Origin of the sequence: Streptomyces sp. NPDC003038, from assembly GCF_040611115.1 — a bacterium.
Lineage (GTDB): Bacteria > Actinomycetota > Actinomycetes > Streptomycetales > Streptomycetaceae > Streptomyces.
The window spans coordinates 273,556-300,020 of the sequence record NZ_JBEXNN010000007.1; the positions used below are offsets into that span (position 1 = coordinate 273,556).

Consider the following 26,465-nt stretch of genomic DNA (forward strand, 5'->3'; position numbering starts at 1 on the left):
CTCCGTTCCTGCCACCGTCCGCCCCCGTGCCGTCCGCGCCCGGCGGGGGCTCGGCGGGCTCGGCGGGCTCGGTGGGGGGTCGGAGAGCGCTCAGCGGGGGCCGCGGGTCTTTGGTCCTGAAACCGACATTCCGGCGTGGCCGCCGGTGACAAGCCGCACAGGGCAAATCGGACCTACTAGAACGTTTCGTAGATCCAGTCACCCGTTTTGTCCCTCAGCGGCCCAGTAAGCACCTGGTCAACCGACTTCGTCACACCCCCTACCCCTACGAGCCCGGGTAGTAATCGAGGGGTTTGGGGAAGCCGGGGGGCACGGGTTACCAAGGATGAGCCCACCCGGCACACGCTCCACGGTGCCGGGTCACTTCATGCCCCTGACGGGCGTGAACCCTTCCTCGTCCCCGGCCCCGGAGGTCTGCTTCATGTCCGCGAAGCGCGTCAACACCCGTCGTACCCGTATCGCCGTCGGCACCACCGCTCTCGGTGCGGTGCTGGCCCTTGGGGCCGGGACGACCGCAGCCTTCGCCGACACGACGCGGACGGCCCTGGCCGGCACGGCCGAGCTGGTGGCCCAGCAGGCCTCCGCCCAGGCCGCGGCCGCCGCCGCGAAGAAGCCCTCCCTGTGGGAGAAGCCGGTCGACAAGTACACGCTGTCCGCGACCTACGGCAAGGGCGGCAGCATGTGGGCCCGCAAGCACTCCGGCCAGGACTTCGCCGTCCCGGTCGGCACCCCCGTCAACGCCGTCCACAGCGGCGTCGTCGTCAAGGCCGGCCCCAACGGCGGCGGCGACGGCCCGGCCTACGGCAACGCCATCGTGATCAAGCACGCGAACAACACGTACTCGCAGTACGCGCACCTCTCGCGGATCCAGGTCAAGATCGGCCAGAAGGTCTCCACCGACCAGCGGATCGCCCTGTCCGGCAACACCGGAAACTCCAGCGGCCCGCACCTCCACTTCGAGATCCGGACCACCCCGAACTACGGCTCGTCCATCAACCCGGTGGCCTTCCTGCGCAAGGCCGGCGTCAGCATCTGATCCGCCGCCCCCACGGACCGGTCAGGTGAGCAGCCAGGAGTGGGCCGGCTTCGTCGCCGCCCCGAGCTTGCCCTCCTTGTACGCGGTGGCCTGCTCCTGCGTGAAGGCCGTGTCGTAGATCCGTATGTTGTGCATGGCCCCCTGCCACGCGCCGATCCAGATGTTGTGGTGCTTGGAGCGCCCCAGCTGGAGCGGGCCGGGGGCCTGCCAGATGCCCGGTACCTGGGCCTCGCCGGCCTTCTTGCCCTCCACGTAGAGGGCGATGGTCTTCTTCTCGGCGTCGTAGGTGGCCATCAGCATCGTGGCCGTCTTGAAGGTGTTGACCCCCTCGGCGACGACGGTCCTGGTGGTTGCGGCAGCGCCCTTGTCCCCGCTCTGGATGCGGAAGAACCAGGCGTGCTTGCCGTTCACCTCGTCCAGGCCCAGCTCGAAGGAGAACGACTCTCCGTCGCCCTGGCTCACGGCGATCCGCCCGCCCTTGGCGGCCGAGTTGTAGAGGCGGGTCGTGACGGTGAAGCTCTTCGTCACGTCCACGGCCGGCTCGGCCGCCTGCGCGTACGAGTTCGCGGTGCCCTTGAGGACGATCTGGAACCGCTTGCCCAGCGGTGTGATCTGCGTGTCGGGCCCCAGCCGGATACCGAGCTTGCCGTTGCTGTCGCGCAGCAGGGTCGCGTCGCCCTCGACGGTGGGGGTGTACGCCCCCGGTGCCTTCGACTCGCCGGGCTTGGCCGAGGCGGAGGCCGAGGACTGGTCGTCGGCGACGACATTCGGGTCCCCGTCGCCCTTCATCAACCAGAACGTCCCGCCGCCGGCCAGCAGCGCCAGCACCGTCACCCCGCCGACCACGAGCCACAGCCGCTTCTTGCGCCGGTCCGCCGCCGCGCGGTCGGCCAGGGCGTCCCAGTCCGGCTGATCGCCGGTCCCGCCGAGCGGGGGGAGCTGGTCGGCGGCCGGCGGCCACGCGCCCGGTGCGCCCGCGCCCTGCCCGTACGCGTCCTGCTGGTTCGGTGCCGGCTGGTACGGGTCCTGCTGGTACGGGTTGGGCTGCCCGGCCTGGGGGAAGCCGTAGCCGCCACCGCCTGCCGGCGCGCCGGAGGGGTAGCCGTAGCCGCCGGACGCGGGCGGCCCCGGCGGGAACCCGTAGCCGCCGCTCCCCGGGGAGGGCTGCTCGGGCTGCGGACTGCTGGGGGGATTCGTGCCGTCGGTCATGCCACGGATGCTAAGTCACGACCCCGCGGGGCGTACGGCCCGGTACCGATCCGTGCCCTACGGCAGCTGGATGACGGGGAAGCTCCCCGTCGCCGTCGGCGCGTGCTCCGGCAGCCACAGCACCGCCACCGCGCCCGCCGCCGTGCCCTCGTGGTCCGCGCCGCCCGGGGCCGCCACGTTGCGGAAGGTCAGCCGGGCGCCGAGCACCCGGGCCTGGCCCTCCGCGATGGTCAGCCCCAGCCCGTGTCCCACGCCCGCGCGGTCGGTCGAGCCGGTCCGGAACCGGCTCGGTCCCTCGCGCAGCAGCGCCTCCGGGAAGCCCGGCCCGTGGTCGCGGATCCGTACCACCCGGCCCTCGACGTCGACCTGGATCGGCGGCTGCCCGTACCGCGCGGCATTGGCCAGCAGGTTGCCGAGGATCCGCTCCAGCCGCCGCGGGTCGGTGCTGACGATCTCGTCCGCGACGACCCGCACCGACGCCTCGGGCATCAGCGCCTTCACCCGACGGCTCACGAACTCGCCGAGCGCCACGTCCTGAAGCTCCGCCCGCTCGGACGCGCTGTCCAGCCGGGCCACCTCCAGCACGTCCTCGACCAGCGCCCGCATCGCCTGCGCCCGGTCCCGTACCAGCTCGGTCGGGCGCCCCGGAGGCAGCAGTTCCGCAGCCGTCAGCAGGCCCGTCACCGGGGTCCGCAGCTCGTGCGCGATGTCCGCGGTCACCCGCCGCTCGGCCTCCAGCCGCTGCTGGAGGGCGTCCGCCATGGCGTCCACCGCCCGCGCCAGGTCGTCCGTCTCGTCCCGTACGACGCCGCCGACCGCGTCCCGGACCCGTACCTCGGGGTCCCCGTGCGCCACCCGCTGCGCGGCCGCCGCGGCCTTGCGCAGCCGGCTGGAGATCTGGCCGCCGATGAGCACGCCGAGCGCCGAGCCGCCGATCACGACGGCGAGGGAGCCGACGACGAGGGCCCGGTCCAGGTCGCGCACCATGTTGGCGCTCTCCCGGAACTGGTGGTGAAGGGACAGCACCTGGCCGTTCCCGAGCGGTACGGCGGCCCAGACCTCGGGGAGCCCCTTCGGGTGCTCCTGGACGTACGTCCCGCGCCGCCCCGACCGGACCTTCTCCCGCAGCTCGGCGGGCAACTCCGGGTCGTTGAGCTTGGCTCCCATGACGGGCTTGCGCCCGCCCTCGGCGATGCGCGCGATGTACTGCACCCGGTCCAGTTCCGACTCGCGTGCGCTCTCCAGCATCGACACGCGGGCAGCACTGTGCACCACCAGGCTCAGCGCGACCGCGGTGAGCGCGCCCACGGCGGCGATGGCGAGGGTGATCTTCCAGCGGATCCCCGTACGCAGGGTGAAGCGCCTCATCCTCTGAGCTTGTATCCGAAGCCTCGGACCGTCTCGATCCGGTCCTGCCCGATCTTCGTCCGCAGCCGCTGGACGTGGACGTCGACCACGCGGGTGTCGCCGCCCCAGTCGTAGTCCCAGACCCGCTCCAGCAGGCGGTCGCGCGACAGGACGGTGCCGGGCGCGGAGGAGAACTCCAGCAGCAGCCGCATCTCCGTCGGCGTCACCGCCACGGCGGCGCCCGCCCTGCGCACCTCCATGCCCTCGGTGTCGACCTCCAGGTCACCGAAGGTGAGCACCCCGCGCTCCCCGTCGGGTGCCTCGTCGGAGCCGCCGCCGTTCTGCGGACCGCCGGCGTGGCCGAAGCGGCGCAGCACCGCGCGGATCCGGGCGACGAGGACCGAACCGTCGAAGGGCTTGGTGACGTAGTCGTCGGCGCCCGCTTCCAGGCCCAGCACGACGTCGATGCTGTCGGCGCGCGCCGACAGCATGATGACGGGGACGGTGGACTCGTCGCGGATGCGGCGGCACAGGCTGACGCCGTCCATGCCGGGGACCATCACGTCGAGCAGCGCGATGTCGGGCCGGTCGGCCCGGAAGGACTCCAGGCCCGACAGGCCGTCGGGCATGGCGGTGACCACGAACCCGTCGCGTTCCAGCGCCAGGGTCGTGGCCTCGCGGATGACGTCGTCGTCCTCCACGAACAGGACATGGGTCTCGGCCATGCGGAAGCCTCGCCTCAGTTCTTCGGTACTCGGTCTTACGTGCTTCAGTCTCTGTAGGTCGTCGCCGGGGCGGGCTGGCCACCGCCGTCGACCACGTTGCTGTACTCCGAGTGCACCCGGTCGCGCTCGGTGAACTTCCCCCCGTCCCAGCGGTACGTGATCACGTCCTCGCCGGCGGGGTAGGCGAGCGCGTCGCTCTTCGAGAGGACCGGCTTCGTCACCACCAGGTCGCCCCGGTCGATCTCGGCGTAGACGGGCGGCTGTTCGTCCGAGAAGACATTCTCGTACGCTCCGCCGTCCGCGCGGTACACGTACGAGCCGCGGCCCAACGCGTCGGCGCAGGACAGGACATTGACGACGATGTCGACGACCGGGCTGCCGGTGACCTTCCCGTAGCTCACGTCGACGGGGTACTCCTTGCCCGAGCAGGGCTTGAGATCGCGCTTGATCTCCGGGCTGACCTTGGGGTCCGCCTTGAGCAGGGCGATCAGGTCGACCTTCTTGGGGGGCTTGCCGGAGGCGGCCACGGAACCGGAAGAGGCGTCCGGCGACGGTTCGGCCGAGGGCGCTGCCGCCGGCCCGGTCTTGGCCGCGGACTCGCTGCGGGCGGGCCCGCCGTCGCGCAGGCCGGTGCCGCCGGTGGCGCATCCGACGGCGAACAGCGCTGTGCCGACGAGGACGACCGTCCCCGCCGACATCAGCACCAGGGGGTACCTCCCGGCGGTAGCCGGGGGAGAACCTCCGCCGTCCAGGCTTTGGCCGTTCAGGCCGCGCACCGCTCACGCCCCTCGTACCGGGTGGTGTGGTCACCGCGTTCCAGCGCGCGCATGTCGAGATCCCGGCTCTCCAGCTCCTGCCGGAGGCGGGCCAGTGCGCGGTGCAGCGTGCTCTTCACGGTTCCCGCCGACATTCCGAGCGCCGCGGCCGTCTCCTCGGTGCTCATCTGCTCCCAGTGTCGCAGCACGACCACGCTGCGCTGCTTGGGCGCGAGCACCTTGAGGATGTCCATCAGCAGGGCGCGGTCGGCGCGCTGGTCGGAGCCGTCCTCGACGGAGGCGTCGGGGAGCTGCTCGGTGGGGACCTCTTCGAGCTTCCGGGCGCGCCACCACTCGGTACGCGTATTGATCATGACCCGGCGGAGGTAGGCGTCGGCGAGGGACTTGTCGGCGATGCCGTCCCAGCGGCCGTAGGTGCGCACGAGGGCGGTCTGCAGGAGGTCCTGCGCGTCGGTGGGGTCCGGGACCAGGCGCCGGGCGCTGCGCAGCAGCGCGTCCTGCCGAGTGCGTACGTACTCTTCGAATTCGAGTACCTCGCCGTGCGCCATCTCAGACCGCCTCCGTTCCGTGCAACCGCTCTTCCGCTGCCTTACGGGGACCGACGGTACGGAGGCGTTGTCACGAGCCTGTGCGGGCCAGCCTTCGGTGGGCGCACGGACACCCATAGGTTGTGTAACAGTGCCCGTGAGCTGCGGTTTCGCCCGCCGGATGTGGAATGTGCGCCTCAGCTTCCTGGGCTGCCGCGGCGGCTGCGGATCACGTCAGCGGGAGCCGGTACATGGCGCCCGCGAGCGGTTCCACGAGGCCGTCGGAGACCAGCCCGTCCAAAGCGCGGGCCCGCTGCACCGGCTCGTCCCAGACGGTGTCCAGTACCGCTTGCGGAACCGGCCCCACCGCTTCCCGGAGCACCGCGAGGAGCCTGCCGCGCACCTGCCGGTCGGTCCCGGCGTACGTCTGCCCGCGCCGCGGGGGACCCTCGTGCGCAGGTTTCCCGGCGAGCCGCCACGCGCACAGCCCGGCCACCGGGCAGCGCCCGCAGTCCGGGCTCTTGGCCTTGCACACCAGCGCGCCGAGCTCCATGGAGGCCGCCGCCCAGCGGGCCGCGGTCTCCTCGTCCGCGGGGAGCAGGGCCCGGGCGAGGCGCCGCTCGGCCGCGGTGGTGGCGGTGGGCGGGTACTCGACCCCGCCGGCGGTGCGCGCGAAGACCCGCCGGACGTTGGTGTCGAGCACGGCGTGCCGCTGCCCGTACGCGAACGACGCCACGGCCGCCGCCGTGTACTCCCCGATGCCGGGCAGCGCGAGCAGCTGTGCGTGCTCCCGCGGTACGTCGCCCCCGTGCCGCTCCGTTATCGCGACGGCCGCGCCGTGCAGCCGCAGGGCGCGGCGGGGGTAGCCGAGCCGCCCCCAGGCCCGTACGGCCTCGCCGGGGGCCTCGGCGGCCAGGTCGGCCGGACGCGGCCACCGGGCGAGCCACTGCTCGTAGACCGGCAGGACCCGGCTGACGGGGGTCTGCTGGAGCATGAACTCGCTGACCATGACCCCCCAGGGGCCGGCCTCGGGGCGGCGCCAGGGCAGGTCGCGGGCGTGCTCGTCGAACCACGCGATGACGGGGGAGTGCAGCGCGTGGGAGACGGGGCCGGAGCCCGAGCCGGCGGATCCGGCGGGCTCGGCGGATCCGGCGCGCTCGGCGGATTCGTGGGATGCGGGGGATACGGATGCGGATGCAGTCATGGCAGACGGCATCCTGGCATGTTTCGGGCTTACCGTGCCCGGCCCGTGCCCGTGAACCAGACAGCGGCGGGCACCCCGCTCGCCCGGACCGCGGCGGTGATCCCACTGATCGGACCGGTGAACCCGAGGAGGAAGAGGGCGGCCAGCGAACCGCCGAGGAGCAGGCCCATCGCCACGTCGTGCGGATAGTGCACGCCGACGAAGACCCGGGAGAACGCCATCAGCAGCGCGAGCGGCACGGTCAGCAGCGCGAGGCGGCGTACGGCCATGGTCAGCGCGACGGCGGCGGCGCCCGCGATGGCCGCGTGATTGCTGGGGAAGGACCAGTCGCCGAACGCGGGGCACGGGACCAGCGAGGCCGCCGCTCCGGCCACGGCGCGGCAGGGGCGCTCCTCGTCCACGGTGGACTTGACCAGCTCCGAGGTGACGTACGCGACGGCGGTGGCCAGGGGCGCGAGGACGGCGAGCGCCACCGTCCGCGGGTCCGCCCGTCCGCGCGAGCGCCACCAGACGGCTATGAAGAGCGCGCCGAAGAGCAGGAGCCCGTACTCCGTCCAGTGCTCGAACACCGACTGCACCCAGGGGGGTGTGGAGTGGGCGAAGCCGATGATGTCGCGATAGAGGTCGGAGCTGTCCATGGTCACCGACGGTACCGAAGGCCGGTCAAGCTCCTCACGGGACCCCTGGCCTGTTCTGGGCGCTCCGGATCGCGCCCGCAGGCCGATCATCGGCAAATCCAGCCTGCTTGGCGGCATGTGGGGCACGGATCGGGCCGCGAACTCTCGTAAAGTTCCGTCCGTGGGATCTCTGCGCAATCCGGTCGGGCCGCTCCCCTCCTCCATCTACTGGCGACGGAGGGCTGTGCTGGCGTCCGTCGTCGCGCTCCTCGCGCTCCTCGCCGTATGGACCGTCAGTTCCGGCGGGGGGAAGTCGAGTACGAACGGGAAGGGTCAAGGCGGGCCCGATCCCATCGCCTCGATCACCCCCGGTCCGTCCGGCTCGGGGCCGGCGATCAGTCAGGCACCGGGCGGCCGCCCGGAGTCGGGCGCGGGCGGTACGGGCTCCGAGGGCGGCGGCACCGCCGGCACGGGCAAGAACGGCGAACCGGGCGGCGCCGCGGGCTCCAACGGCTCCGGGTCCGGATCGGGCTCCGGTGGCGCCGACGGCGGCCCGGCCCACGTCCCGGCGGACTCCGGGCTTCCCACGTGCACGCCGAGCGCGCTCCAGTGGGAGGTCAAGAGCGTGAAGAACGAGTACGAGGCGAACGAGAAGCCCCGCCTCGAACTGATCGCCCGCAACGTCTCCGGCACCACCTGCAAGGCCGATCTCGGCCCGAAGCAGGCGGTCGTGACCATCCTTCAGGCGAGCGCGAACAAGGCGGTCTGGTCCTCGGCGGACTGCCCGGCCGGCGCGGCCAACGCCTTCTTCCGCCTCCCCGCGCAGGGCGAGACGAAGCAACAGCTGGAATGGGACCGCAGGTTCAGCGCCCCCGACCAGTGCCAGTCGCCTCCGGCGGGCACCGCGGCCCCGGACACCTACGTGGTCGAGGTGAAGTCCCCGGGCCTCCCGGTGGCCCGCACCTCATTCGTCCTCAAGCCGGAGTAGCCCCGGGGCGCGCCCTGCCTCCGGCCCCTCTGCGGGGGCCGGAGGAGATCCGTAAGGGGAGGGCTAGACGTACCGTTCCAGGATCGAGGACTCCGCCAGCCGCGACAGCCCCTCGCGGACGCTGCGCGCGCGGGCCTCGCCCACACCGTCCACCGTCTGCAGGTCGTCGACGCTCGCGGCGAGCAGCTTCTGCAGTCCGCCGAAGTGCTCCACGAGCCGCTCGATGATCGCCCCCGGCAGCCTCGGCACCTTCGCCAGCAGCCGGTAGCCGCGGGGCGACACCGCCGAGTCCAAGGTCTCCGGCGAGCCGGTGTACCCCAGCGCCTTCGCCACGATCGCGAGCTCCAGCAGCTCCGGATGCGTCAGCGCGTCCAGTTCCGCGAGGGCCTCGTCCACCGTGCGGGAACGCTTCGCCGTCGGCTCCGGCACGTAGTCCCGGATCACGAGCTCCCGCTCCTGCTCGATCCCGACCGTCAGCTCGTCCAGCTGGAGCGACAGCAGCCGCCCGTCCGTGCCGAGCTCGACCACGTACTCGGCGATCTCGGTCGCGATCCGGCGGACCATTTCCAGCCGCTGCGCGACCGCCGTCACGTCGCGGACCGTCACCAGGTCCTCGATCTCCAGCGCCGACAGCGTGCCCGCGACCTCGTCCAGCCGCAGCTTGTACCGCTCCAGCGTGGCCAGCGCCTGGTTCGCCCGCGACAGGATCGCCCCGGACTCCTCCAGGACGCGGCGCTCGCCGTCCACGTACAGCGCGATCAGCCGCATCGACTGCGACACGGACACGACGGGGAACCCGCACTGCTTCGACACGCGGTCCGCGGTGCGGTGCCGGGTTCCGGTCTCCTCCGTGTGGATCGACGCGTCCGGCACCAGCTGCACGCCGGCCCGCAGGATCTTGGTGATGTCCTTGTCGAGGATGAGCGCGCCGTCGAGCTTGCACAGCTCGCGCAGCCGGGTCGCGGTGAACTCCACGTCCAGGACGAAGCCGCCGGTGCACATCGCTTCGACGCTCTTGTCCATCCCGAGGACGATGAGGCCACCGGTGTTGCCGCGGACGATCCGCTCCAAGCCGTCACGCAGCGGCTGACCAGGTGCGACCGCGCTCAGCGAGGCGCGCATCATGGCTTCCTGCTTGGAGCTCGCGCCCGACTTTCCGGATGCTGCTGCCCCGTCCTTGGCTGCCACTGCACTCCTCCGGTCGCGGGTTGCGCCGCCCAGTGCCGCGGGCACGAAGACGTGCGTACGGCCGGGCGGACCAGCCCAAAGTCTACCGGCGCGCGCTGCGCCCCCGCCGTGGCTTGGCCAGGTACGGCGTACGGGGACCCCCTACGCACCCCCTGACCAGCGGCGCGACCGCCCTTACTCGCCGGTCCGCTCCTTGGCCGGGGTACGGGACCGGCCGCGCGGCAGCACCCGGAGCGCGTCACCCATGTCGGCGACCTCGATGACCTTCATGCCGGCCGGCACCTTCCCCGGATCCGACGGCACCAGGGCGTGCGTGAAGCCGAGCCGGTGCGCCTCCGCGAGCCGCCGCTGTACGCCGGTCACGCGCCGCACCTCACCGGCCAGCCCGACCTCGCCGATGGCGACGAGGTTCTTCGGGAGCGGGACGTCACTGGCGGCGGAGGCCAGCGCGAGCGCGATCGCCAGGTCGGCGGCAGGCTCGGTGAGCTTCACGCCGCCCACGGTGGCGCTGTAGATGTCGCGCTTGCCGAGCGCGGTGATCCGGCCGCGCTGCTCCAGCACCGCCAGCATCATCGACACGCGGGAGGTCTCCAGGCCCGAGGTGGTCCGCCGCGGGGAGGGGATCTGGGAGTCCACCGTGAGCGCCTGCACCTCGGCGACCAGCGGACGCTTTCCTTCCAGGGCCACGGTCAGGCACGTCCCGGGCACGGCCTCGGCGCGCCGGGTCAGGAACAGGCCGCTCGGGTCGGCGAGCCCCGTGATGCCCTCGTCGTGCAGCTCGAAGCAGCCCACCTCGTCGGTGGCGCCGTACCGGTTCTTGATGCCGCGCACGAGCCGCAGCCGGGCGTGCCGGTCGCCCTCGAAGCTGAGGACGACGTCGACCAGGTGCTCCAGGAGGCGGGGGCCGGCGATGGCCCCGTCCTTGGTGACGTGGCCCACGAGCAGGGTGGACATCCCGCGCTCCTTGGAGGCCCGGATCAGGGCCCCGGCCACCTCGCGCACCTGGGCCATGCCGCCGGGGGCGCCGTCGATCTCGGGCGAGGCGACGGTCTGTACGGAGTCCAGGATCAGCAGCGACGGCTTCACGGCGTCGAGGTGTCCCAGTACGGCGGACAGGTCGGTCTCGGCGGCGAGGTACAGGTGGTCGCTCAGGGCGCCGATCCGGTCGGCCCGCATCCGGACCTGGCTCGCCGACTCCTCACCGGTGACGTACAGGGTGCGGTGCTCGTCACTGGACGCCTTCGCCGCCACGTCCAGCAGCAGCGTCGACTTCCCGACGCCCGGCTCCCCGGCGAGCAGCACCACGGCGCCGGGCACGAGCCCGCCGCCGAGCACCCGGTCCAGCTCGTCCACGCCGGTGCCGCGCGCGGTCGCCGACCGGCCGTCGACCTGCGCGATCGGCAGTGCGGCGGTGGACACCCGGCCGGCCGCGGTGGTCCGCACGGCGGGCGCGCCCATTTCCTCGACGGTGCCCCACGCCTGGCACTCGGGACACCGCCCCAGCCACTTCGCGGTCGTCCAGCCGCACTCGGTACAACGGTAGGACGGCCGGTCCTTGGCGGATGAACGAGATGTACGGGCTGCCATGCGGGCCACGGTAGCCCCCGCCACTGACAGGCCGTGCCGCGGTGGGGGGGGGCACGGGCGGTCGGACCGGCCGCGCCCCCGCGGCGCGGGCCGCGGGCCTCTCGCGGCGGGGCTTTCGTCAGGGAGTCCGTCAGCGTCTTACCGATCTGTTCACCCGTAAGGGCTAAAACTGCGGAAGGCTTCCCGGGCGCCGACGGCGTGCCGCCTACGGTCGCCGGGTGAACAGCAGCAACCAGCCACACCCAACATCGCGCTCCGGCGCACACCGGGCGCACGGCCGCACGCCCCTCGAAGAAGAGCAGCCGCCCCCCTTCCGCCACGAGCCCTACCTCGACGGCCTGTTCACGTACTGCCTCTCGGTCCTGTGTGACCACGACACCGCCACCGACGTGCTCGGCGACGTCCTCGCCGTGGCCGAGCGGTACCCCGGCCGGTGCCCGGACGAGGGGGACCGGCGGGCCTGGCTGTACGCCCTCGCCCGCTGGGGATGCCTGCGCCGGCTCGGCGAACAGCGGCGCACGCGAGTGGGAGCGCATTCCGCCCGGCGTGCGCCGGAGCGCACGGAACGCGAACGCGCGCCGGGTGATGGCGACGGGACGCCGGACGCCGAGCGCGGGGCCGACCCCGGCTACGACCCCGGCTACGGGGCGGGCTACGGGGCGGGCGCCCGCCGAGTCCTCGACGTGAGCGCCTACCGGCGCACCGAGCTGGCCCGGCTCGCCTGGCCGGAAGCCGCCGGAACCACGCCCGAGCAGCGCGAGGCCCTCGAACTCGCCGTCCGCCACCGCCTCGGCGTTCCCGAGCTCGCGGCCGTCCTCGGCACCCCGCCGACCACCGCCCGCGAGCTGCTCTCCGGCGCCGCCTGCGAGGTGGAGCGCACCCGCGCCGCCCTGGCGGTCGTCGAGACCGGCAACTGCCCCACCGTGTCCCGCCTCACCGGCGACGGCCAGGTCCTGCTGTCCACCACCCTGCGCGCCGAGCTCGTCCGGCACGTCGACGACTGCCCGCGCTGCCGCCGCGTCGCCGAGCGCGTGGGCGCCGCGGCCCCCTGGCCGGGCTCCGGCGGCATCGAGACGGCGGCCCTCCCGCTGGTTCCGGCGCCCCGTACCGCCGTCCACGCGGCGATGCTGCGCTCCGGCGGCCGGCGCCGTGGACCCGGACCCCGCTTCCACCGCACCGGTTTCCCGATGGACCCCAAGGACCGCGCGGCCCGCCGCGACCGGCTGCGCGCCCGGGCCGTGACCACGACCGTGGTCGCCACCGTCGTCGCCGCGCCCGTCCTGGCCCTGTGGGCGGCGTACCGGGGAGCACCCAGCACCGGGGAACCCGTCGACGGCGCCGGAACCCGTATCTCCGCGAGCGACGCCGAGATCCCGCCGCCCGGTACGGACGGCAGCCCGCTGACGGCCTACGAGAACACCGGCAACGCCGCCACCACCACCGGCGGACCCGGCTTCGCCCCCGGCAGCGCCGCCCCCGACGTCTCCGTCGAGGTGATCAGCAGCGGCCCCCCGGCGGCCCCCGACCGCGTCGGCGGCCCCGGCCGCCTCACCGTGGCCGCGTCCTCCCGAGGCACGACCACCTGGCTCACCCTCACCGCGTCGGGCGGCGCCCCGGTGGACTGGCGGCTCTGGTCCGACGGCCCCTGGCTGCGCGCGAGCCGGACCGCGGGCACGCTGGCTCCCGGAGAATCGGTCACCCTGCGGATCGCCGTGGACACCGAATCCCAGCCCGTGGGTGCCTGGACGGCCCGGGTGGGGGTGGATCCGGGCGGTGCGGTCGTCTCCATCCACGGCCGCGGGCGCCCGGCACCGGTGCCGACGGATTCCGCGACGCCGCCGCCGTCCCCGGACCCGACACCCACGCCGAGCCCGACGCCGACGCAGCCGACGGCCCCGCCGCCGTCGCCCACACCCACGCCGACACCGTCGGACGGGCCAGGAGGAACGGTTTCCCCCGGCCCCGGGCCCGGGCCGGGCTCGGACCCCTCCCCGTCGGCCTCCCAGGGGGAATAGGAGGAGCCGGGGCCGCGGCTGTGGCGGGAGCCGACGCGCGCCTACGCCAGCCGGTTCGCGCCTACGCCCGGCCCGGCGCCCCTACGCGGGGTCGGCCGGGTGCGGGGCCATCGGCAGCAGGGAGGCCAGCCGCGCCTCGCACAGCTCCACGAGGGCCTCGTACCCCTCCTTGCCCATCAGCTCCGTCAGCTCGGCGCGGTACGACACGTACACCGGCTCCCCGGCGCCGTGCGCGGAGGTGGCCGACGTGCACCACCAGTGCAGGTCGTGGCCGCCCGGGCCCCAGCCGCGGCGGTCGTACTCGCCGATCGACACCTGGAGCACGCGGGTGTCGTCGGGCCGGTCGATCCAGTCGTACGTACGCCGGATCGGCAGCTGCCAGCAGACGTCGGGCTTGGTCTCCAGCGGCTCGCGGCCCTCGCGCAGCGCGAGGATGTGCAGCGAACATCCGGCGCCCGCGGCGAAACCGGGCCGGTTCTGGAAGATGCACGACCCCTCCCACCGTCGGGTCTGCCGCTCTCCGTCGTCGTCCTTCTGCACCCAGCCGGACTCCGTACCGACGTCGTGGAACTGCCACAGGTCGGGCGTCAGCCGGGCGACGTTCTCCGCGACCCGCTTCTCGTCGTCCTCGTCGGAGAAATGCGCGCCGAGCGTGCAGCAGCCGTCGGCCGCCCGGCCCGCCGCAATGCCCTGGCAGCCGCTGCCGAAGATGCAGGTCCAGCGCGAGGTCAGCCAGGTCAGGTCGCAGCGGAAGATCTGTTCGTCGTCGCCGGGGTCGGGAAACTCCACCCAGGCCCGCGGGAAGTCGAGCGCTTTCTCGTCGAGCCCCTTGTCGTCGAGCCCCTTCCCGTCGGGCGCGACCGCTACCGCGACCTCGGCCGGGGCCTTGGCCTTTTTCGTCCGGGACTTGTTGGCCTTCTTCGTATGTGGCACAAACCCAAGCGTAAGCGCCCCTTACGCAACCCCCGCGCGATCCGCGCAGTAGCGTTTCCCCCTATGAGACTCGGTGTCCTTGATGTGGGTTCGAACACCATCCATCTGCTGGTGGTGGACGCGCACCCCGGCGCGCGCCCGCAGCCGGCGCACTCGCACAAGGTGGAACTGCGGCTGGCGGAGCTGCTGGACGAGCACGGCGCCGTCAGCCCGGAGGGCGTCGAGCGCATCGTCTCGGTGATCGGCGAGGCGGTGCAGGCGGCCGAGGACAAGGGGTGCGAGGACGTCCTGCCCTTCGCGACCAGCGCGGTACGCGAGGCCACGAACGCGGACGAGGTCCTGGCCCGGGTGAAGCTCGAAACCGGCGTCGACCTCGCGGTCCTCAGCGGCGAGGACGAGGCCCGGCTGACGTTCCTGGCCGCGCGCCGCTGGTTCGGCTGGTCGGCCGGGAAACTGCTGGTCCTCGACATCGGCGGCGGCTCCCTGGAGATCGCGTACGGCATAGACGAGGACCCGGACGCGGCCGTCTCCCTCCCCCTGGGCGCGGGCCGCCTCACGGCCGGCTGGCTGCCGGGCGACCCCCCCGACGCGGCGGACATCCGGGCGCTGCGGCGGCACGTGCGGGCCCAGATCGCCCGGACCGTGGGCGAATTCCGCCGCTTCGGCGCGCCGGACCACGTGGTGGCGACGTCGAAGACCTTCAAGCAGCTGGCCCGCATCGCGGGCGCGGCCCGCTCGGCGGACGGCCTGTACGTCCAGCGGGACCTGACCCGCAAGGCCTTGGAGGAGTGGGTCCCGCGCCTGGCCACGATGACGACGGCGGAGCGCTCGGCGCTGCCGGGCGTCTCGGAAGGCCGCGCGAACCAGCTCCTGGCGGGCGCGCTGGTCGCGGAGGGCGCGATGGACCTCTTCGGCGTCGACGACCTCGAAATCTGCCCGTGGGCCCTGCGCGAGGGGGTCATCCTCCGCCGCCTGGACCACATGCCGACGGTTCCGTCGTAGGGGCGGAGCCGCTACGACCCTGCGTGGTGGTCGTCACGTCCGGGGGCGGGTGTGGGCCCGTACCCTGTTCTGCGTGGCAGAACCAGTCCGCATTCCGACCGCGAAAGTCGCCCTCTCCACCGCCTCCGTCTATCCGGAGTCGACGGCGACCGCCTTCGAGACCGCCGCGCGCCTCGGCTACGACGGCGTCGAGGTCATGGTCTGGACGGATCCGGTCAGCCAGGACATCGACGCCCTGCGGCGCCTCTCCGACGACCACCAGGTGCCGGTCCTGGCCGTCCACGCCCCCTGCCTCCTCATCACGCAGCGCGTCTGGTCCACGGACCCGTGGACCAAGCTCCGGCGCGCCCAGGCGGCGGCCGAGCGGCTCGGTGCGAGCGCGGTCGTCGTGCACCCGCCGTTCCGCTGGCAGCGCCAGTACTCCCGCGACTTCGTCACCGGCATCTGGCGGATGGCCGACGAGACCGACGTCCGCTTCGCCGTGGAGAACATGTACCCCTGGCGCTACCGCGACCGCGAGATGCTCGCGTACGCCCCCGAGTGGGACGTCACCAAGGACGACTACCGGCATTTCACGGTCGACCTGTCCCACACCGCGACCGCCCGTACCGACGCCATCGCGATGATCGACCGGATGGGCGACCGGCTCGCGCACGTCCACCTCGCCGACGGCAACGGATCCGCCAAGGACGAGCACCTGGTCCCCGGCCGCGGTACGCAGCCCTGCGCCGAGCTGCTGGAGCGGCTCGCCCGTACGTCCTTCGACGGTCACGTCGTCATCGAGGTCAACACCCGACGCGCGATGTCCTCCGCTGAACGCGAGGCCGATCTCGCCGAGGCCCTCGCCTTCACCCGGCTCCATCTCGCCGCCGCCCCCAGTGCCCCCGGCACCCCGTTGCGGGTCCGGCGCCCATGACGGAACCCGTGAAACCCCGCCGTGGCCCCGGCCGGCCCCGCCAGGACGAGGCCGAGGAGGGCCCCGGCACGCAGGAGCGCATCCGCCTCGCCGCCCGCTCCGAGTTCGCGGCGCGCGGCTACGACAAGACCTCCGTACGCGGTGTCGCCAAGGCGGCCGGTGTGGACCCGGCGCTGGTCCACCACTACTTCGGCAGCAAGGACGACCTGTTCGCCGCGGCCATCGAGCTGAGCATGGAGCCCGCGCTCCTGGTCCCCGCGGTCATCGGCGAGGGCCCCGAGGGCATCGGCGAGCGCCTGGCCCGCTATTTCCTGGGGATCTGGGAGAACCCGGCGACCCGCGCCCCCCTCCTCGCCGTCATCCGCTCGGCGCTCACCCACGAGGCTGCCGCGAAGGTGCTGCGCCGCCTCGTCCTGCGCCGGGTCCTGGAGCGGGTCGCCGCCGATCTCGACGTGCCCGATCCGACGTTCCGCGCCGAGCTCGCGGCCTCGCACATGGTCGGTATCGCGATCCTGCGCTACGTCGTCCAGGTCGAGCCCCTCGCGTCCGCGGACCCGGAGGACATCGTGGCCCTGGTGGCCCCCACGCTCCAGCGGTACCTGACCGAGGAGTGAGGGACCGGGCCACCGGACGGCCGGCGCGACCGGGTGCGCGTCCGGCTGCGCGACCGGGGGTGTGACCGAGGAGCGAGCCGGGTGTCCCGGCATGCGGACAGACGGTCCGGGTGGCGGGCGGGGGGCGTAGCCTCGTAACTGATTCCTATCCACAGCCGCGGCCGCGTTCGCGCGTGGCCGCACCCCATGGGGAGTGAACCCGATGCCCGAGCTGAGGTCCCGCACCGTCACCCACGGCCGCAACATGGCGGGCGCACGCGCCCTTATGCGTGCGTCGGGCGTAGCGAGCGCGGACATCGGGAAGCCGATCATCGCGGTCGCCAACTCCTTCACCGAGTTCGTCCCCGGCCACACCCACCTGGCGCCGGTCGGCCGGATCGTCTCCGACGCCATCCGCGCCGCGGGCGCGATCCCGCGCGAGTTCAACACCATCGCGGTGGACGACGGCATCGCCATGGGCCACGGCGGGATGCTCTACTCCCTCCCGTCGCGCGACCTGATCGCCGACTCGGTCGAGTACATGGTCGAGGCGCACTGCGCCGACGCCCTGATCTGCATCTCCAACTGCGACAAGATCACCCCCGGCATGCTGATGGCCGCCATGCGCCTCAACATCCCGGTCGTCTTCGTCTCCGGCGGCCCGATGGAGGCCGGTCAGGCCATCCTCGAAGACGGCACCGTCCGCAAGCTCGACCTGATCGACGCCATGGTCGACGCCTCCAACGAGAACATCTCCGACGAGGACGTCCTGCGCATCGAGGAGAACGCCTGTCCGACCTGTGGGTCGTGCAGCGGCATGTTCACCGCCAACTCGATGAACTGCCTCGCCGAGGCCATCGGCCTGGCCCTCCCCGGCAACGGTTCGGTCCTCGCCACCCACACCGCCCGCCGCGCCCTGTACGAGGACGCGGGCCGGACGGTCGTGGAGATCACCAAGCGGTACTACGAGGACGGCGACGAGTCGGTCCTGCCGCGCTCCATCGCCACCCGCGAGGCCTTCGAGAACGCCATGGCCCTCGACATCGCCATGGGCGGCTCGACGAACACGATCCTGCACCTGCTGGCCGCCGCGCAGGAGGCGGGCCTGGACTACGACCTCACCGACATCGACGCGGTCTCCCGCCGGGTGCCGTGCCTGTCCAAGGTCGCGCCGAACGTGGCGCCCGGCGGCACGTACTACATGGAGGACATCCACCGCGCCGGCGGCATCCCCGCCATCCTCGGCGAGCTGCACCGCGGCGGCCTCCTGAACAAGGACGTCACCACCGTCCACTCGGAGAACCTGGAGGACTGGCTGGCGAAGTGGGACGCCCGCTCCGGCACCGCCTCCGATGAGGCCATGGAGCTGTGGCACGCGGCCCCCGGCTGCAAGCGCTCCGCCACCGCCTTCTCCCAGTCCGAGCGCTGGGGCACCCTCGACCTCGACGCCGAGGGCGGCTGCATCCGCTCCGTGCAGCACGCGTACTCCAAGGACGGCGGCCTCGCCGTCCTGCGCGGCAACATCGCGGTCGACGGCTGCGTCGTGAAGACGGCGGGCGTGGACGAGTCGATCTGGACCTTCGAGGGCCCGGCGGTCGTCTGCGAGTCGCAGGACGAGGCCGTCGACAAGATCCTCCGCAAGGAGATCAAGGAGGGCGACGTCGTCGTCATCCGGTACGAGGGCCCGCGCGGCGGCCCCGGCATGCAGGAGATGCTCTACCCGACCTCCTTCCTCAAGGGCCGCGGCCTCGGCAAGGCCTGCGCCCTGGTCACCGACGGCCGTTTCTCCGGAGGCACCTCGGGCCTCTCCATCGGCCACGCCTCCCCGGAGGCGGCCTCGGGCGGCACCATCGCCCTGGTCGAGGACGGCGACCGCATCCGCATCGACATCCCGAACCGCTCGATCGACCTCCTGGTGGACGACGCCACCCTGGAGGCCCGCCGCGAGGCCCTCGGCGGCGTCTACGCCCCGAAGAACCGCGAGCGCAAGGTGTCCGCGGCCCTGCGTGCCTACGCCGCCATGGCCACCAGCGCCGACAAGGGTGCGGTCCGCGACGTCTCGCTCCTGGGCTGAGCCCCGCTCCTACGCCCGTACGCGCCCCCGCCCCGCCCGGTGCGGGGGCGCGGCCCGTTCACCACCCGGCGGGATCTGCGGCGTCCACGGCGAACACCGTCCCGTCGGGCGCGGTCCCGAACACCCGCCCGTCCGCCACCACGGGGGCGGGGATCGTCCCGCTGTACGCGTGTCCCGTACCCATACGGGCCTTCGTCTGGCCGATGAGGCGGCCGGCCCCGGCGTCCACCGCCAGAAGCCGCCCGTCGACCGCTGTCAGGTAGACCCGCCCGCCGTCCGGCACGGGGCGCGAGGCGACCGCCGCTCCCGTCTCCAGCCGCCACACCTCCGCGTCCTTGCCGACGGCCGCCAGCGCGCCCGAGGCCCCGAAGGCGTACACCACCCCCTCGGCGCTCACGGCCGCCTCCGCCTGGAGCAGGCCGGCCAGGAGCGGGGTCTCCTGCACCGACCGGGTCCGCAGGTCCACCCGGAGCACGCCACGGGTCCTCGAACCGTTGTCGTTCCGCAGCAGGTGCAGGACGCCTTCCGACACGCCGACCGGCTCGGCCGTCCCCGCGGTGCGCAGCTGCCACCGCACCGTGCCGTCGGTGGCCTCGACGGCCGAGACCTGGGTGGTCCTGCCGTCCCCGGAGGGGGTGGCGCAGTACAGGGCAGGGCCGTCCGGCCCCTCGGGGCCGGCGACCCAGAGGGAACCCACGCCACCGAGCTGCTTCGTCCACCTGACCGCTCCGGTGGCCGCGTCGAGGGCGGTGACCTTGCCGTCCCCGCCGGCCAGGAGTACCGCCCCGGCTGCCGGTACGACTCTCGCGCCCGCCGGGAGTTCCTTCTGCCAGCGCCGGTCACCGGTTTCCGGATCGAGGGCTTGTACGACCTGGCTGCCCGCGGCCACCGTCAGGACGAGTCCGCCGGCGTGCAGCGGGGCCCGGCTGTCGACCCCGGGGGCTGCCGCGCGGACCGACCAGGAGACCGAGCCGTCGACCGGGTTCAGCCGGGCGGCGGCCAGGAGGGGCGTCGAGCAGTACAGGGCGCCGCCGGCTCCGGAGCAGGACACGATGCGGTTCCCCCCGCCCTGGCCGGCCCCTGGCTCCAGGGGCGTCACCCACGGGCCGAACGGCGGCGTGGGGGGCGCCGGTTCCTGGGCGGACGTGCGTACGGAAGGGCCCGGCTCCCCCCGGAACTGCAGATATCCGCCGGCCGCCCCGCCGGTCAGGAGGAGCCCGGCCCCGAGCGCCCCGGCGGTCCGCCATCGCCATCGCCATCGCCGTCGCCACCGGCCGGGGGCGGCCCCGGGTCCGGCCACGGGCAGTGCGCCGACCCGCCGGTGCGTGACGTCGTCGGCCACCGGCTTCGACCCGGCCGCGGGCGGGCGGCGCGGATGCGGGACGAAGACCCGGGTGTCCTCGCCGGTCGGATAGGCGGCGGCCCGCAGCTCACCGAGCAGGGCGTCGGGAGTGGGCCGGTCGGCGGGGTCCTTCGCGAGACAGCGCGCGATGACCGGGGCGAGTCCGGCCGGCACCCCCGTCAGGTCCGGCTCGCTGTGCACCACCTGGTAGGCGACGAGATAGTGGCTGTCGGAGTCGAAGGGGCCCCGGCCGGTCACCGAGTGCGCCAGTACGGCGCCCATCGCGAACACGTCCGCGGCCGGCCCCACCTCCCGGGGGCGCTGGAACTGCTCGGGCGCCATGAACGGCGGTGTCCCGATCAACTTCCCGGTCTCGGTGCGCAGATCGCTGTCCGTCGGCCGCGAGATCCCGAAGTCGATGACCCGCACTCCGTCGGGCGCCATCAGCACGTTGCTGGGCTTCAGATCCCGGTGCACCACACCGGCCCGGTGGATGTCCCGAAGTGCCTCGGCCAGTCCGGCGCCGAGCCGTGCCGCCTCGGCCTCGTCGAGCGGCCGCTCCCGTACGCGCTCGGCGAGTGTCGGAGCGTCGATGAACAGGGTGGCCATCCAGGGCCGTTCGGCATCGGGATCTGCGTCCACGACCGGCGCGGTGAAGGCCCCGCTCACGCGCCGCGCGGCGGCGACCTCCTGCCGGAACCGCGCCCGGAACTCCGGATCCACCGCGTGTTGCGCGTGCACGACCTTGACGGCGAGCCGCAGCCCGGATGCCGAGGTGGCCAGATGCACCACCCCCATACCGCCGGAACCCAGGACGGATTCCAGCCGGTACTGCCCGGCGTACTCCGGAAAACCGGCTCGCTCCGCGCGCAGTGAATCCACTGCCGACCACCCCCGCCGGAGCCTAGCCGATGGCCCATATGGATCGGTAAGGTCCTGCTACCCTGCGCGAGTTGCAGAGCGTCATGCTCAAGGGGGAGATTTCTTATGTCGGTTGAAAGCGAACGGGATCAGGTGGCGATCCTTTCCGCGGAGTCCGGATTCGAGTCGTTTCCGGTCGCCCCGGGATACCGCGTGAATGTCCGCAGCGGTCCGGGCACCCATTATTCGATCATGAAGGTCCTGTCCTACGACGCCGTCGTGTCGATCCGCTGCCAGTGCCCGGGCACCACGGTCACCGGCCCGTACGGCACCACGAACATCTGGGACTGCATCGGGAACGGGCTCTACGTGTCCGACGCCTACGTGAAGACGGGTACCGACGGCTACGTCGCCAACCGCTGCGGCTGATGCTCCCGGGGTGCGCCCCGGGACCGCCCGTCTGACACGTGAGACGCGCCCCGGCGCGGCCCGGCCGGCGGGGGATAATCGCTGATGTGAGCGACGACCAGCGAGACCAGACCCCCGCCGAGCCGGCCCCGGCGACCCCGGCGGCCCCGGCTGCCCCCACCGGACCCGAGCCCGAGGCGATCCGTTTCTTCGGCACCACCTGGGTGAACCACGACGGCGGCTACGCCCTGCGCCGCGCCGGCGTCGCCCTCGGCTCGCTGGCCGCCGCCGTGCTCGGCGCCTTCGTCCTCCGCTTCGCCTATGAGGGCCTGGAGATCGGCAACGTCGGCCCGTTCCTCAGCATCTCCGTGGTGGTCCTCTTCGCGATCGCCAGCTCCATCGCCTTCGCCAAGACCTGGGACTCCTTCAGCCGCCGCCCGGCCCCGTCCTCCGACGAGGCGGCCCTCAAGGGCCTCAAGGCGATCGGTTTCATCGGCTCCCTCATCGCGTACTTCCTGCGCTGCCTGGTCGAGGCCCCGGGCGAGAAGCTGCGCCGCGCCGAGTACGAGCGCGCCTCGGCCGATTTCATCCGCCGCCGCGGCTCCCGTACGGGCAACCCGGCCGCTCGCCGCCCCAAGCGCAAGAAGTAGTCCCGGGGCCCGCGCCCCGGCCCCGGCCGGGGTGGACCGCCCCGCCCCGGCCCGGTCGGCCCCGAGCCCCGCCTCCGCCGCGGTTGACGTCCCGGCACAGCCGGGAGCATTATTCATCACATGATGAATAACCAGTCCGAAGGAGTCACGGCCGCCGTGCACGCCCACGGCCTGACCGTCCGCCGAGGCACCGGCCGCGCCCCCCGCACCGTCCTCGACGGCATCGCCTTCGACGTCCCCCGCGGCCGCATCACGGGCCTCCTCGGCCCCTCCGGATGCGGAAAGTCCACCCTCATGCGCGCCGTCGTCGGCACCCAGGCCCACGTCACCGGCACCCTCGACGTCCTCGGCCTCCCCGCCGGCCACCCCGAGCTCCGCTCGCGCATCGGCTACGTCACCCAGGCACCCTCCGTCTACGACGACCTCACCGTCCGGCAGAACCTCGACTACTTCGCCGCCGTCCTCGACCCCGGCCGGGCCGCCGCCGACCGCCGCGCCGACACCGTCACCCGCGCCATCACCGACGTCGACCTCACCACCCACGCCGACGCCCTGGCCGGCAACCTCTCCGGCGGCCAGCGCAGCCGCGTCTCCCTCGCCGTCGCCCTGCTCGGCACCCCCGAGCTCCTGGTCCTCGACGAACCCACGGTCGGCCTCGACCCCGTCCTGCGCCGCGACCTGTGGAACCTCTTCCACGACATCGCCGCCACCCGCGGCGCGACGATCCTCGTCTCCTCCCACGTCATGGACGAGGCCGAGCGCTGCCATGACCTGCTGCTCATGCGCGAGGGCCGCATCCTCGCCCAGGACACCCCCGACGCACTGCGCGCCCGTACCCATTCCGCCACCGTCGAGGAGGGCTTCCTCCGCCTCGTCGACGAAGCCAACGCGACCGCCCCCCGGGAGGAGAGCCGATGAACGCCCGTCCGTCACCCGCCACCGCCAGTCCATCACCCGCCGCCACCGGCCCCGCGCCCGCCACCGGCCCTTCGAGGGCGCACCTCACGCTCTTCCTCTCCCGCACCGCCGCCACCGCCGCCCGCGTCCTGCGCCAGCTCCGCCACGACCCGCGCTCCATCGCGCTGATGCTCCTGGTCCCCGTACTGATGCTCACGCTGCTGCGCTTCGTCTTCGACGCGAACCCCCGCACCTTCGACAGCATCGGCGCCAGCCTCCTCGGCATCTTCCCGCTGATCACGATGTTCCTGGTGACCTCCATCGCGACGCTGCGCGAGCGCACCTCCGGCACCCTGGAACGCCTCCTCGCCATGCCCCTCGGCAAGGGCGACCTCATCGCCGGATACGCCCTCGCCTTCGGCGCCGTCGCCGTCGTCCAGTCCCTCCTCGCCACCGGCCTCGCCCTGTGGCTCCTCGGCCTAGACGTGGTCGGATCCCCCTGGCTGCTCCTGCTCGTCGCCCTCCTCGACGCGCTCCTCGGCACCGCCCTCGGCCTCTTCGTCTCGGCCTTCGCGGCCTCCGAATTCCAGGCCGTCCAGTTCATGCCGGCGGTGATCTTCCCCCAGCTGCTGCTCTGCGGCCTGTTCGCGGCCCGCGACACCATGCACCCGGTCCTGGAGGGCCTCTCCAACGTCCTGCCCATGTCCTACGCCGTCGACGGCATGACCCAGGTCCTCACCCACACCGACATGACCGCCGATTTCATCCGCGACGCCGTCGTCGTCGCCGCCTGCGCCCTGACCGTCCTGGTCCTCGGCGCGGCCACCCTCCGCCGCCGCACCCCATAGCGCCCACGGACCGGACACCTGCCCTCCGGCCTCCGCCCGGGTGCGAGGATGAGGACGTATACGCAGCGCACGCGCAGGAACGTTCGGCGAGGTGAATCGGGCATGACCCAGACAGTCGCAGTCCTCGGTACCGGCAAGATCGGTGAAGCCCTGCTCAGCGGCATGATCCGTGCGGGCTGGCCGGCTTCGAAGCTCCTCGTCACCGCCCGCCGCGCCGAACGGGCCGAGGAACTCCGTACGCGCTACGGCGTCGAGGCCGTCAGCAACGCCGAGGCCGCCAAGCGCGCCGACACCCTCATCCTCACCGTCAAGCCGCAGGACATGGGCAAGCTCCTCGACGAGCTCGCCCCGCACGTCCCCGCCGACCGCCTGGTCATCAGCGGCGCCGCGGGTGTTCCCACCTCCTACTTCGAGGAGAGGCTCGCCCCCGGCACCCCCGTCGTCCGTGTCATGACGAACACCCCCGCCCTCGTCGACGAGGCCATGTCCGTCATCTCGGCCGGCAGCCACGCCACCGCCGCCCACCTTCTCCACACCGAGGAGATCTTCGGCGGGGTCGGCAAGACCCTGCGCGTCCCCGAGTCCCAGCAGGACGCGGCGACCGCCCTCTCCGGCTCCGGTCCCGCGTACTTCTACTTCCTCGTCGAGGCCATGACCGACGCCGGCATCCTCCTCGGCCTGCCCCGCGCCCAGGCGCACGACCTCATCGTGCAGGCCGCGATCGGCGCCGCCGTGATGCTGCGCGACAGCGGCGAGCACCCGGTGAAGCTCCGCGAGGCCGTCACCTCCCCGGCGGGTACGACGATCAACGCCATCGTGGAGCTGGAGAAGCACGGCGTACGGGCAGCCCTGATCGCTGCCCTCGAAGCGGCCCGCGACCGCAGCCGCGAGCTCGCCTCCGGCAACAGCTGAGACACGGGTGCGGCCCCGCCCGCCGGGGCCGCACCCGTGCCCCTTCCTCTCCTTCAGGGTTCGAGGAGCCCGATCGCCCGGTACGCCCGGTCCACCAGCGGCCGTGCCAGCGCGCGGGCCCGCCCGGCCCCCTCCCGCAACACCTTGTCCACCGCGGCCGGATCGGCCGCGAGCTCCGCATGCCGCTCCTGAACCGGCCGCAGCAGCTCCACCACCGCGTCGGCGACATCCCGCTTGAGCGCGCCGTACCCCTGGTACCCGTCCGCCAGAGCAGCCGGATCACCCCCGCTACAGGCGGCCAGGATGTCGAGCAGGTTCGCGACCCCGGGCCGGGCTTCCCGGTCGTAGACCACTGCGCCGTCCCCGCTGTCGGTCACCGCCCGCATCACCTTCTTGCGCACGACGCCGGGCTCATCGAGCAGATAGACGATCCCGGCCCCGCTCGCCTGGGACTTCCCCATCTTCGAGGTCGGCGCCTGCAGGTCCATGACCCGCGCGGCCACCGCCGGAAGCGTCGCCTTCGGGACGGTGAAGGTGTGCCCGTAGCGCTGGTTGAACCGCACCGCGAGGTCCCGGGTCAGCTCGACGTGCTGCCGCTGGTCCTCACCGACCGGGACCTCATCGGTCCCGTACGCCAAGATGTCGGCGGCCATCAGCACGGGATAGGTGAGCAGCGAAAGCCGTACGCCGTCCCCGGCGCCCTGCGCCTGTGCCGCCTTCTCCTTGTACTGGATCATGCGCCGCAGCTCACCGTCGGTGGCGGTGCACTCCAGCAGGTACGCCAGCCGCGTGTGCTCGTCGACATGGCTCTGCACGAAGAGGGTGCACCGTTGCGGATCGAGCCCGGCGGCGAGCAACAGCGTCGCCGCCTGCCGACTGAGCCGCCGCACCCGCGCCGGCTCGTGCGCGACGGTCAGCGCGTGCAGGTCCACGACGCAGAACAGCGCCTCCTCGGGCTCCTGGTCGGCGGCGACCCACTGCCGCACGGCCCCCAGGTAGTTCCCCAGTGTCAGGTGACCGGTCGGCTTGACCCCGCTGAAGATCCTCGTCATGTCCTGCTCTCCCGTGTGTGTGAGTGGTACCGGGCCACCGCGTCGGGCGACCGAGCCACTCCCGGAAGGGGGGAGAAACAAGAACGGCCGCCGTAGCGGCGGCCGTGAGCGCATGCGTGCTCGCGTGGAAGGACGGCCGCCGTCAGGCGGCCCACCAGCGAAGGCTGAGCGTGAGCGCATGCGTAGTCATGGGCCCAGCGTAGACCGCGGGGGAGGAAAACGTGATGAGGTTCGTGGACCCCGTGCGGCCGGACAGGCCGAGGTTGACACACCCGTACCCCATCCGTAAGGTTCTTCGAGTTGTCCGAAGTGAGCGCCGACCCCGGTCGGTCCCCGGACAGCCATCCCGCACTACACATTCGAACGAACGACGCATCCGTCGTCTCGTTTTCATGCGTATTTGCGAATGAGGAATCCGCGTCCGAAGGGCGCAGCCGCCGATTGGTTCAGCGGCGAGGAATCCGCTACTGTCTCACTCGCCGCAAGGGCCAACAGCCCCCAAGGCAAAGCCCGCTGACTGGGATCAGGCCCGAAAGGATCTGATAGAGTCGGAATCGCCGGAAAGGGAAACGCGAAAGCGGGAACCTGGAAAGCACCGAGGAAGTCGGGTCCGCAAGGATCTGATAGAGTCGGAAATGAAGAACGAAGCCCGGAGGAAAGCTTCAGCCGATGTGCTGAGGTGAGTACAAAGGAAGCGTCCGTTCCTTGAGAACTCAACAGCGTGCCAAAAATCAACGCCAGAAGTTGATACCCCGTCC

The 26,465-nt window shown here is 72.7% G+C and carries 25 protein-coding genes; 12 read left to right on the forward strand and 13 right to left on the reverse strand.

The genetic code is table 11. From position 1 onward, the window contains the following. The first annotated feature begins 421 nt into the window (after window positions 1-421). The gene (locus ABZX75_RS12325) at window positions 422-1,036 is read left to right on the forward strand and encodes a M23 family metallopeptidase (RefSeq protein ID WP_355410099.1); all 615 of its coding nucleotides are present in this window, start codon (window positions 422-424) and stop codon (window positions 1,034-1,036) included. 21 nt (window positions 1,037-1,057) lie between these two features. Here the strand turns inward: ABZX75_RS12325 and ABZX75_RS12330 are convergent, their stop codons facing one another. The 7 genes from ABZX75_RS12330 to ABZX75_RS12360 all read right to left on the reverse strand — a co-directional run bounded on the left by ABZX75_RS12330 (window position 1,058) and on the right by ABZX75_RS12360 (window position 7,462). Further along, window positions 1,058-2,245: a LamG-like jellyroll fold domain-containing protein gene (locus ABZX75_RS12330; RefSeq protein WP_355410100.1), complete on the reverse strand. Its 1,188-nt coding sequence runs from the start codon at window positions 2,243-2,245 to the stop codon at window positions 1,058-1,060. Between the two features lie 57 nt (window positions 2,246-2,302). Next, window positions 2,303-3,613 carry a two-component system sensor histidine kinase CseC gene (gene cseC, locus ABZX75_RS12335; protein ID WP_355410101.1) on the reverse strand — a complete coding sequence of 437 codons (1,311 nt, stop codon included), beginning with the start codon at window positions 3,611-3,613 and terminating at the stop codon, window positions 2,303-2,305. Beyond that, window positions 3,610-4,317 (reverse strand): two-component system response regulator CseB, encoded by a 708-nt coding sequence (cseB, locus tag ABZX75_RS12340; protein ID WP_355410102.1) that lies wholly within the window; start codon window positions 4,315-4,317, stop codon window positions 3,610-3,612. Before cseB ends, cseC begins: the two co-directional genes overlap by 4 nt. 44 nt (window positions 4,318-4,361) lie before the next feature. Next, window positions 4,362-5,015 (reverse strand): hypothetical protein, encoded by a 654-nt coding sequence (locus tag ABZX75_RS12345; protein WP_355410128.1) that lies wholly within the window; start codon window positions 5,013-5,015, stop codon window positions 4,362-4,364. A 65-nt stretch (window positions 5,016-5,080) separates the two neighbouring features. Then, window positions 5,081-5,641, reverse strand: coding sequence for a SigE family RNA polymerase sigma factor (locus ABZX75_RS12350; protein ID WP_355410103.1), 561 nt, complete (start codon window positions 5,639-5,641; stop codon window positions 5,081-5,083). 208 nt (window positions 5,642-5,849) lie between these two features. Next, a complete protein-coding gene (locus ABZX75_RS12355) occupies window positions 5,850-6,824 on the reverse strand; it encodes an A/G-specific adenine glycosylase (protein WP_355410104.1) in 975 nt (324 codons plus the stop codon). A 29-nt stretch (window positions 6,825-6,853) separates the two neighbouring features. Further along, entirely contained in the window at window positions 6,854-7,462 is a 609-nt protein-coding gene (locus ABZX75_RS12360) for a phosphatase PAP2 family protein (protein ID WP_355410105.1), read from the reverse strand. A gap of 160 nt (window positions 7,463-7,622) precedes the next feature. Here ABZX75_RS12360 and ABZX75_RS12365 point away from each other — a divergent pair, with 160 nt between their 5' ends. Continuing rightward, window positions 7,623-8,429: a hypothetical protein gene (locus tag ABZX75_RS12365; RefSeq protein WP_355410106.1), complete on the forward strand. Its 807-nt coding sequence runs from the start codon at window positions 7,623-7,625 to the stop codon at window positions 8,427-8,429. Between the two features lie 63 nt (window positions 8,430-8,492). On the opposite strand, the gene disA is transcribed toward ABZX75_RS12365, so the two are convergent. Further along, window positions 8,493-9,617, reverse strand: a complete 1,125-nt coding sequence (gene disA, locus ABZX75_RS12370; RefSeq protein WP_266936016.1) for a DNA integrity scanning diadenylate cyclase DisA — start codon at window positions 9,615-9,617, stop codon at window positions 8,493-8,495. A gap of 174 nt (window positions 9,618-9,791) precedes the next feature. Next, window positions 9,792-11,204 (reverse strand): DNA repair protein RadA, encoded by a 1,413-nt coding sequence (radA, locus tag ABZX75_RS12375; protein WP_355410107.1) that lies wholly within the window; start codon window positions 11,202-11,204, stop codon window positions 9,792-9,794. 218 nt (window positions 11,205-11,422) lie between these two features. Here radA and ABZX75_RS12380 point away from each other — a divergent pair, with 218 nt between their 5' ends. Beyond that, window positions 11,423-13,219, forward strand: a complete 1,797-nt coding sequence (locus ABZX75_RS12380; protein WP_355410108.1) for a hypothetical protein — start codon at window positions 11,423-11,425, stop codon at window positions 13,217-13,219. Between the two features lie 81 nt (window positions 13,220-13,300). Here ABZX75_RS12380 and ABZX75_RS12385 read toward each other — a convergent pair whose 3' ends face one another. Next, on the reverse strand, window positions 13,301-14,152 hold the full coding sequence (locus tag ABZX75_RS12385; protein ID WP_355410109.1) for a hypothetical protein: 852 nt from the start codon (window positions 14,150-14,152) through the stop codon (window positions 13,301-13,303). Window positions 14,153-14,215: 63 nt separating this feature from the next. On the opposite strand from ABZX75_RS12385, the gene ABZX75_RS12390 reads away from it, so the two are divergent. From ABZX75_RS12390 to ilvD, 4 genes are all read left to right on the forward strand, one after another. Next, window positions 14,216-15,154, forward strand: a complete 939-nt coding sequence (locus ABZX75_RS12390) for a Ppx/GppA phosphatase family protein (RefSeq protein ID WP_355410110.1) — start codon at window positions 14,216-14,218, stop codon at window positions 15,152-15,154. Between the two features lie 73 nt (window positions 15,155-15,227). Next, a complete protein-coding gene (locus tag ABZX75_RS12395; protein WP_355410111.1) occupies window positions 15,228-16,070 on the forward strand; it encodes a sugar phosphate isomerase/epimerase in 843 nt (280 codons plus the stop codon). After that, window positions 16,067-16,684 (forward strand): TetR family transcriptional regulator, encoded by a 618-nt coding sequence (locus ABZX75_RS12400; RefSeq protein ID WP_355410112.1) that lies wholly within the window; start codon window positions 16,067-16,069, stop codon window positions 16,682-16,684. The genes ABZX75_RS12395 and ABZX75_RS12400 overlap by 4 nt, the downstream gene beginning before the upstream one ends. Window positions 16,685-16,886: 202 nt before the next feature. Further along, a complete protein-coding gene (gene ilvD, locus ABZX75_RS12405) occupies window positions 16,887-18,737 on the forward strand; it encodes a dihydroxy-acid dehydratase (RefSeq protein WP_355410113.1) in 1,851 nt (616 codons plus the stop codon). Window positions 18,738-18,795: 58 nt separating this feature from the next. Here ilvD and ABZX75_RS12410 read toward each other — a convergent pair whose 3' ends face one another. Next, on the reverse strand, window positions 18,796-20,961 hold the full coding sequence (locus ABZX75_RS12410; RefSeq protein WP_355410114.1) for a serine/threonine-protein kinase: 2,166 nt from the start codon (window positions 20,959-20,961) through the stop codon (window positions 18,796-18,798). Between the two features lie 105 nt (window positions 20,962-21,066). Between ABZX75_RS12410 and ABZX75_RS12415 the strand changes: the two genes are divergently transcribed. The 5 genes from ABZX75_RS12415 (at window position 21,067) to proC (ending at window position 24,655) form a co-directional block, all read left to right on the forward strand. Further along, a complete protein-coding gene (locus tag ABZX75_RS12415) occupies window positions 21,067-21,369 on the forward strand; it encodes a peptidase (protein WP_355410115.1) in 303 nt (100 codons plus the stop codon). An 86-nt stretch (window positions 21,370-21,455) separates the two neighbouring features. Beyond that, entirely contained in the window at window positions 21,456-21,998 is a 543-nt protein-coding gene (locus ABZX75_RS12420; RefSeq protein WP_355410116.1) for a hypothetical protein, read from the forward strand. Window positions 21,999-22,118: 120 nt separating this feature from the next. Continuing rightward, complete coding sequence (locus ABZX75_RS12425; RefSeq protein WP_355410117.1) at window positions 22,119-22,916, forward strand: ABC transporter ATP-binding protein; 798 nt, start codon at window positions 22,119-22,121, stop codon at window positions 22,914-22,916. After that, window positions 22,913-23,743 carry an ABC transporter permease gene (locus ABZX75_RS12430; protein WP_355410118.1) on the forward strand — a complete coding sequence of 277 codons (831 nt, stop codon included), beginning with the start codon at window positions 22,913-22,915 and terminating at the stop codon, window positions 23,741-23,743. Before ABZX75_RS12425 ends, ABZX75_RS12430 begins: the two co-directional genes overlap by 4 nt. A gap of 102 nt (window positions 23,744-23,845) precedes the next feature. Then, window positions 23,846-24,655, forward strand: a complete 810-nt coding sequence (proC, locus tag ABZX75_RS12435; RefSeq protein WP_355410119.1) for a pyrroline-5-carboxylate reductase — start codon at window positions 23,846-23,848, stop codon at window positions 24,653-24,655. Between the two features lie 53 nt (window positions 24,656-24,708). On the opposite strand, the gene trpS is transcribed toward proC, so the two are convergent. Both trpS and ABZX75_RS12445 read right to left on the reverse strand, forming a co-directional pair. Next, entirely contained in the window at window positions 24,709-25,707 is a 999-nt protein-coding gene (trpS, locus tag ABZX75_RS12440; RefSeq protein ID WP_355410120.1) for a tryptophan--tRNA ligase, read from the reverse strand. 390 nt (window positions 25,708-26,097) lie between these two features. Next, a partial coding sequence (locus ABZX75_RS12445) for a hypothetical protein (protein ID WP_355410121.1) occupies window positions 26,098-26,465 on the reverse strand: 368 nt, incomplete at its 5' end.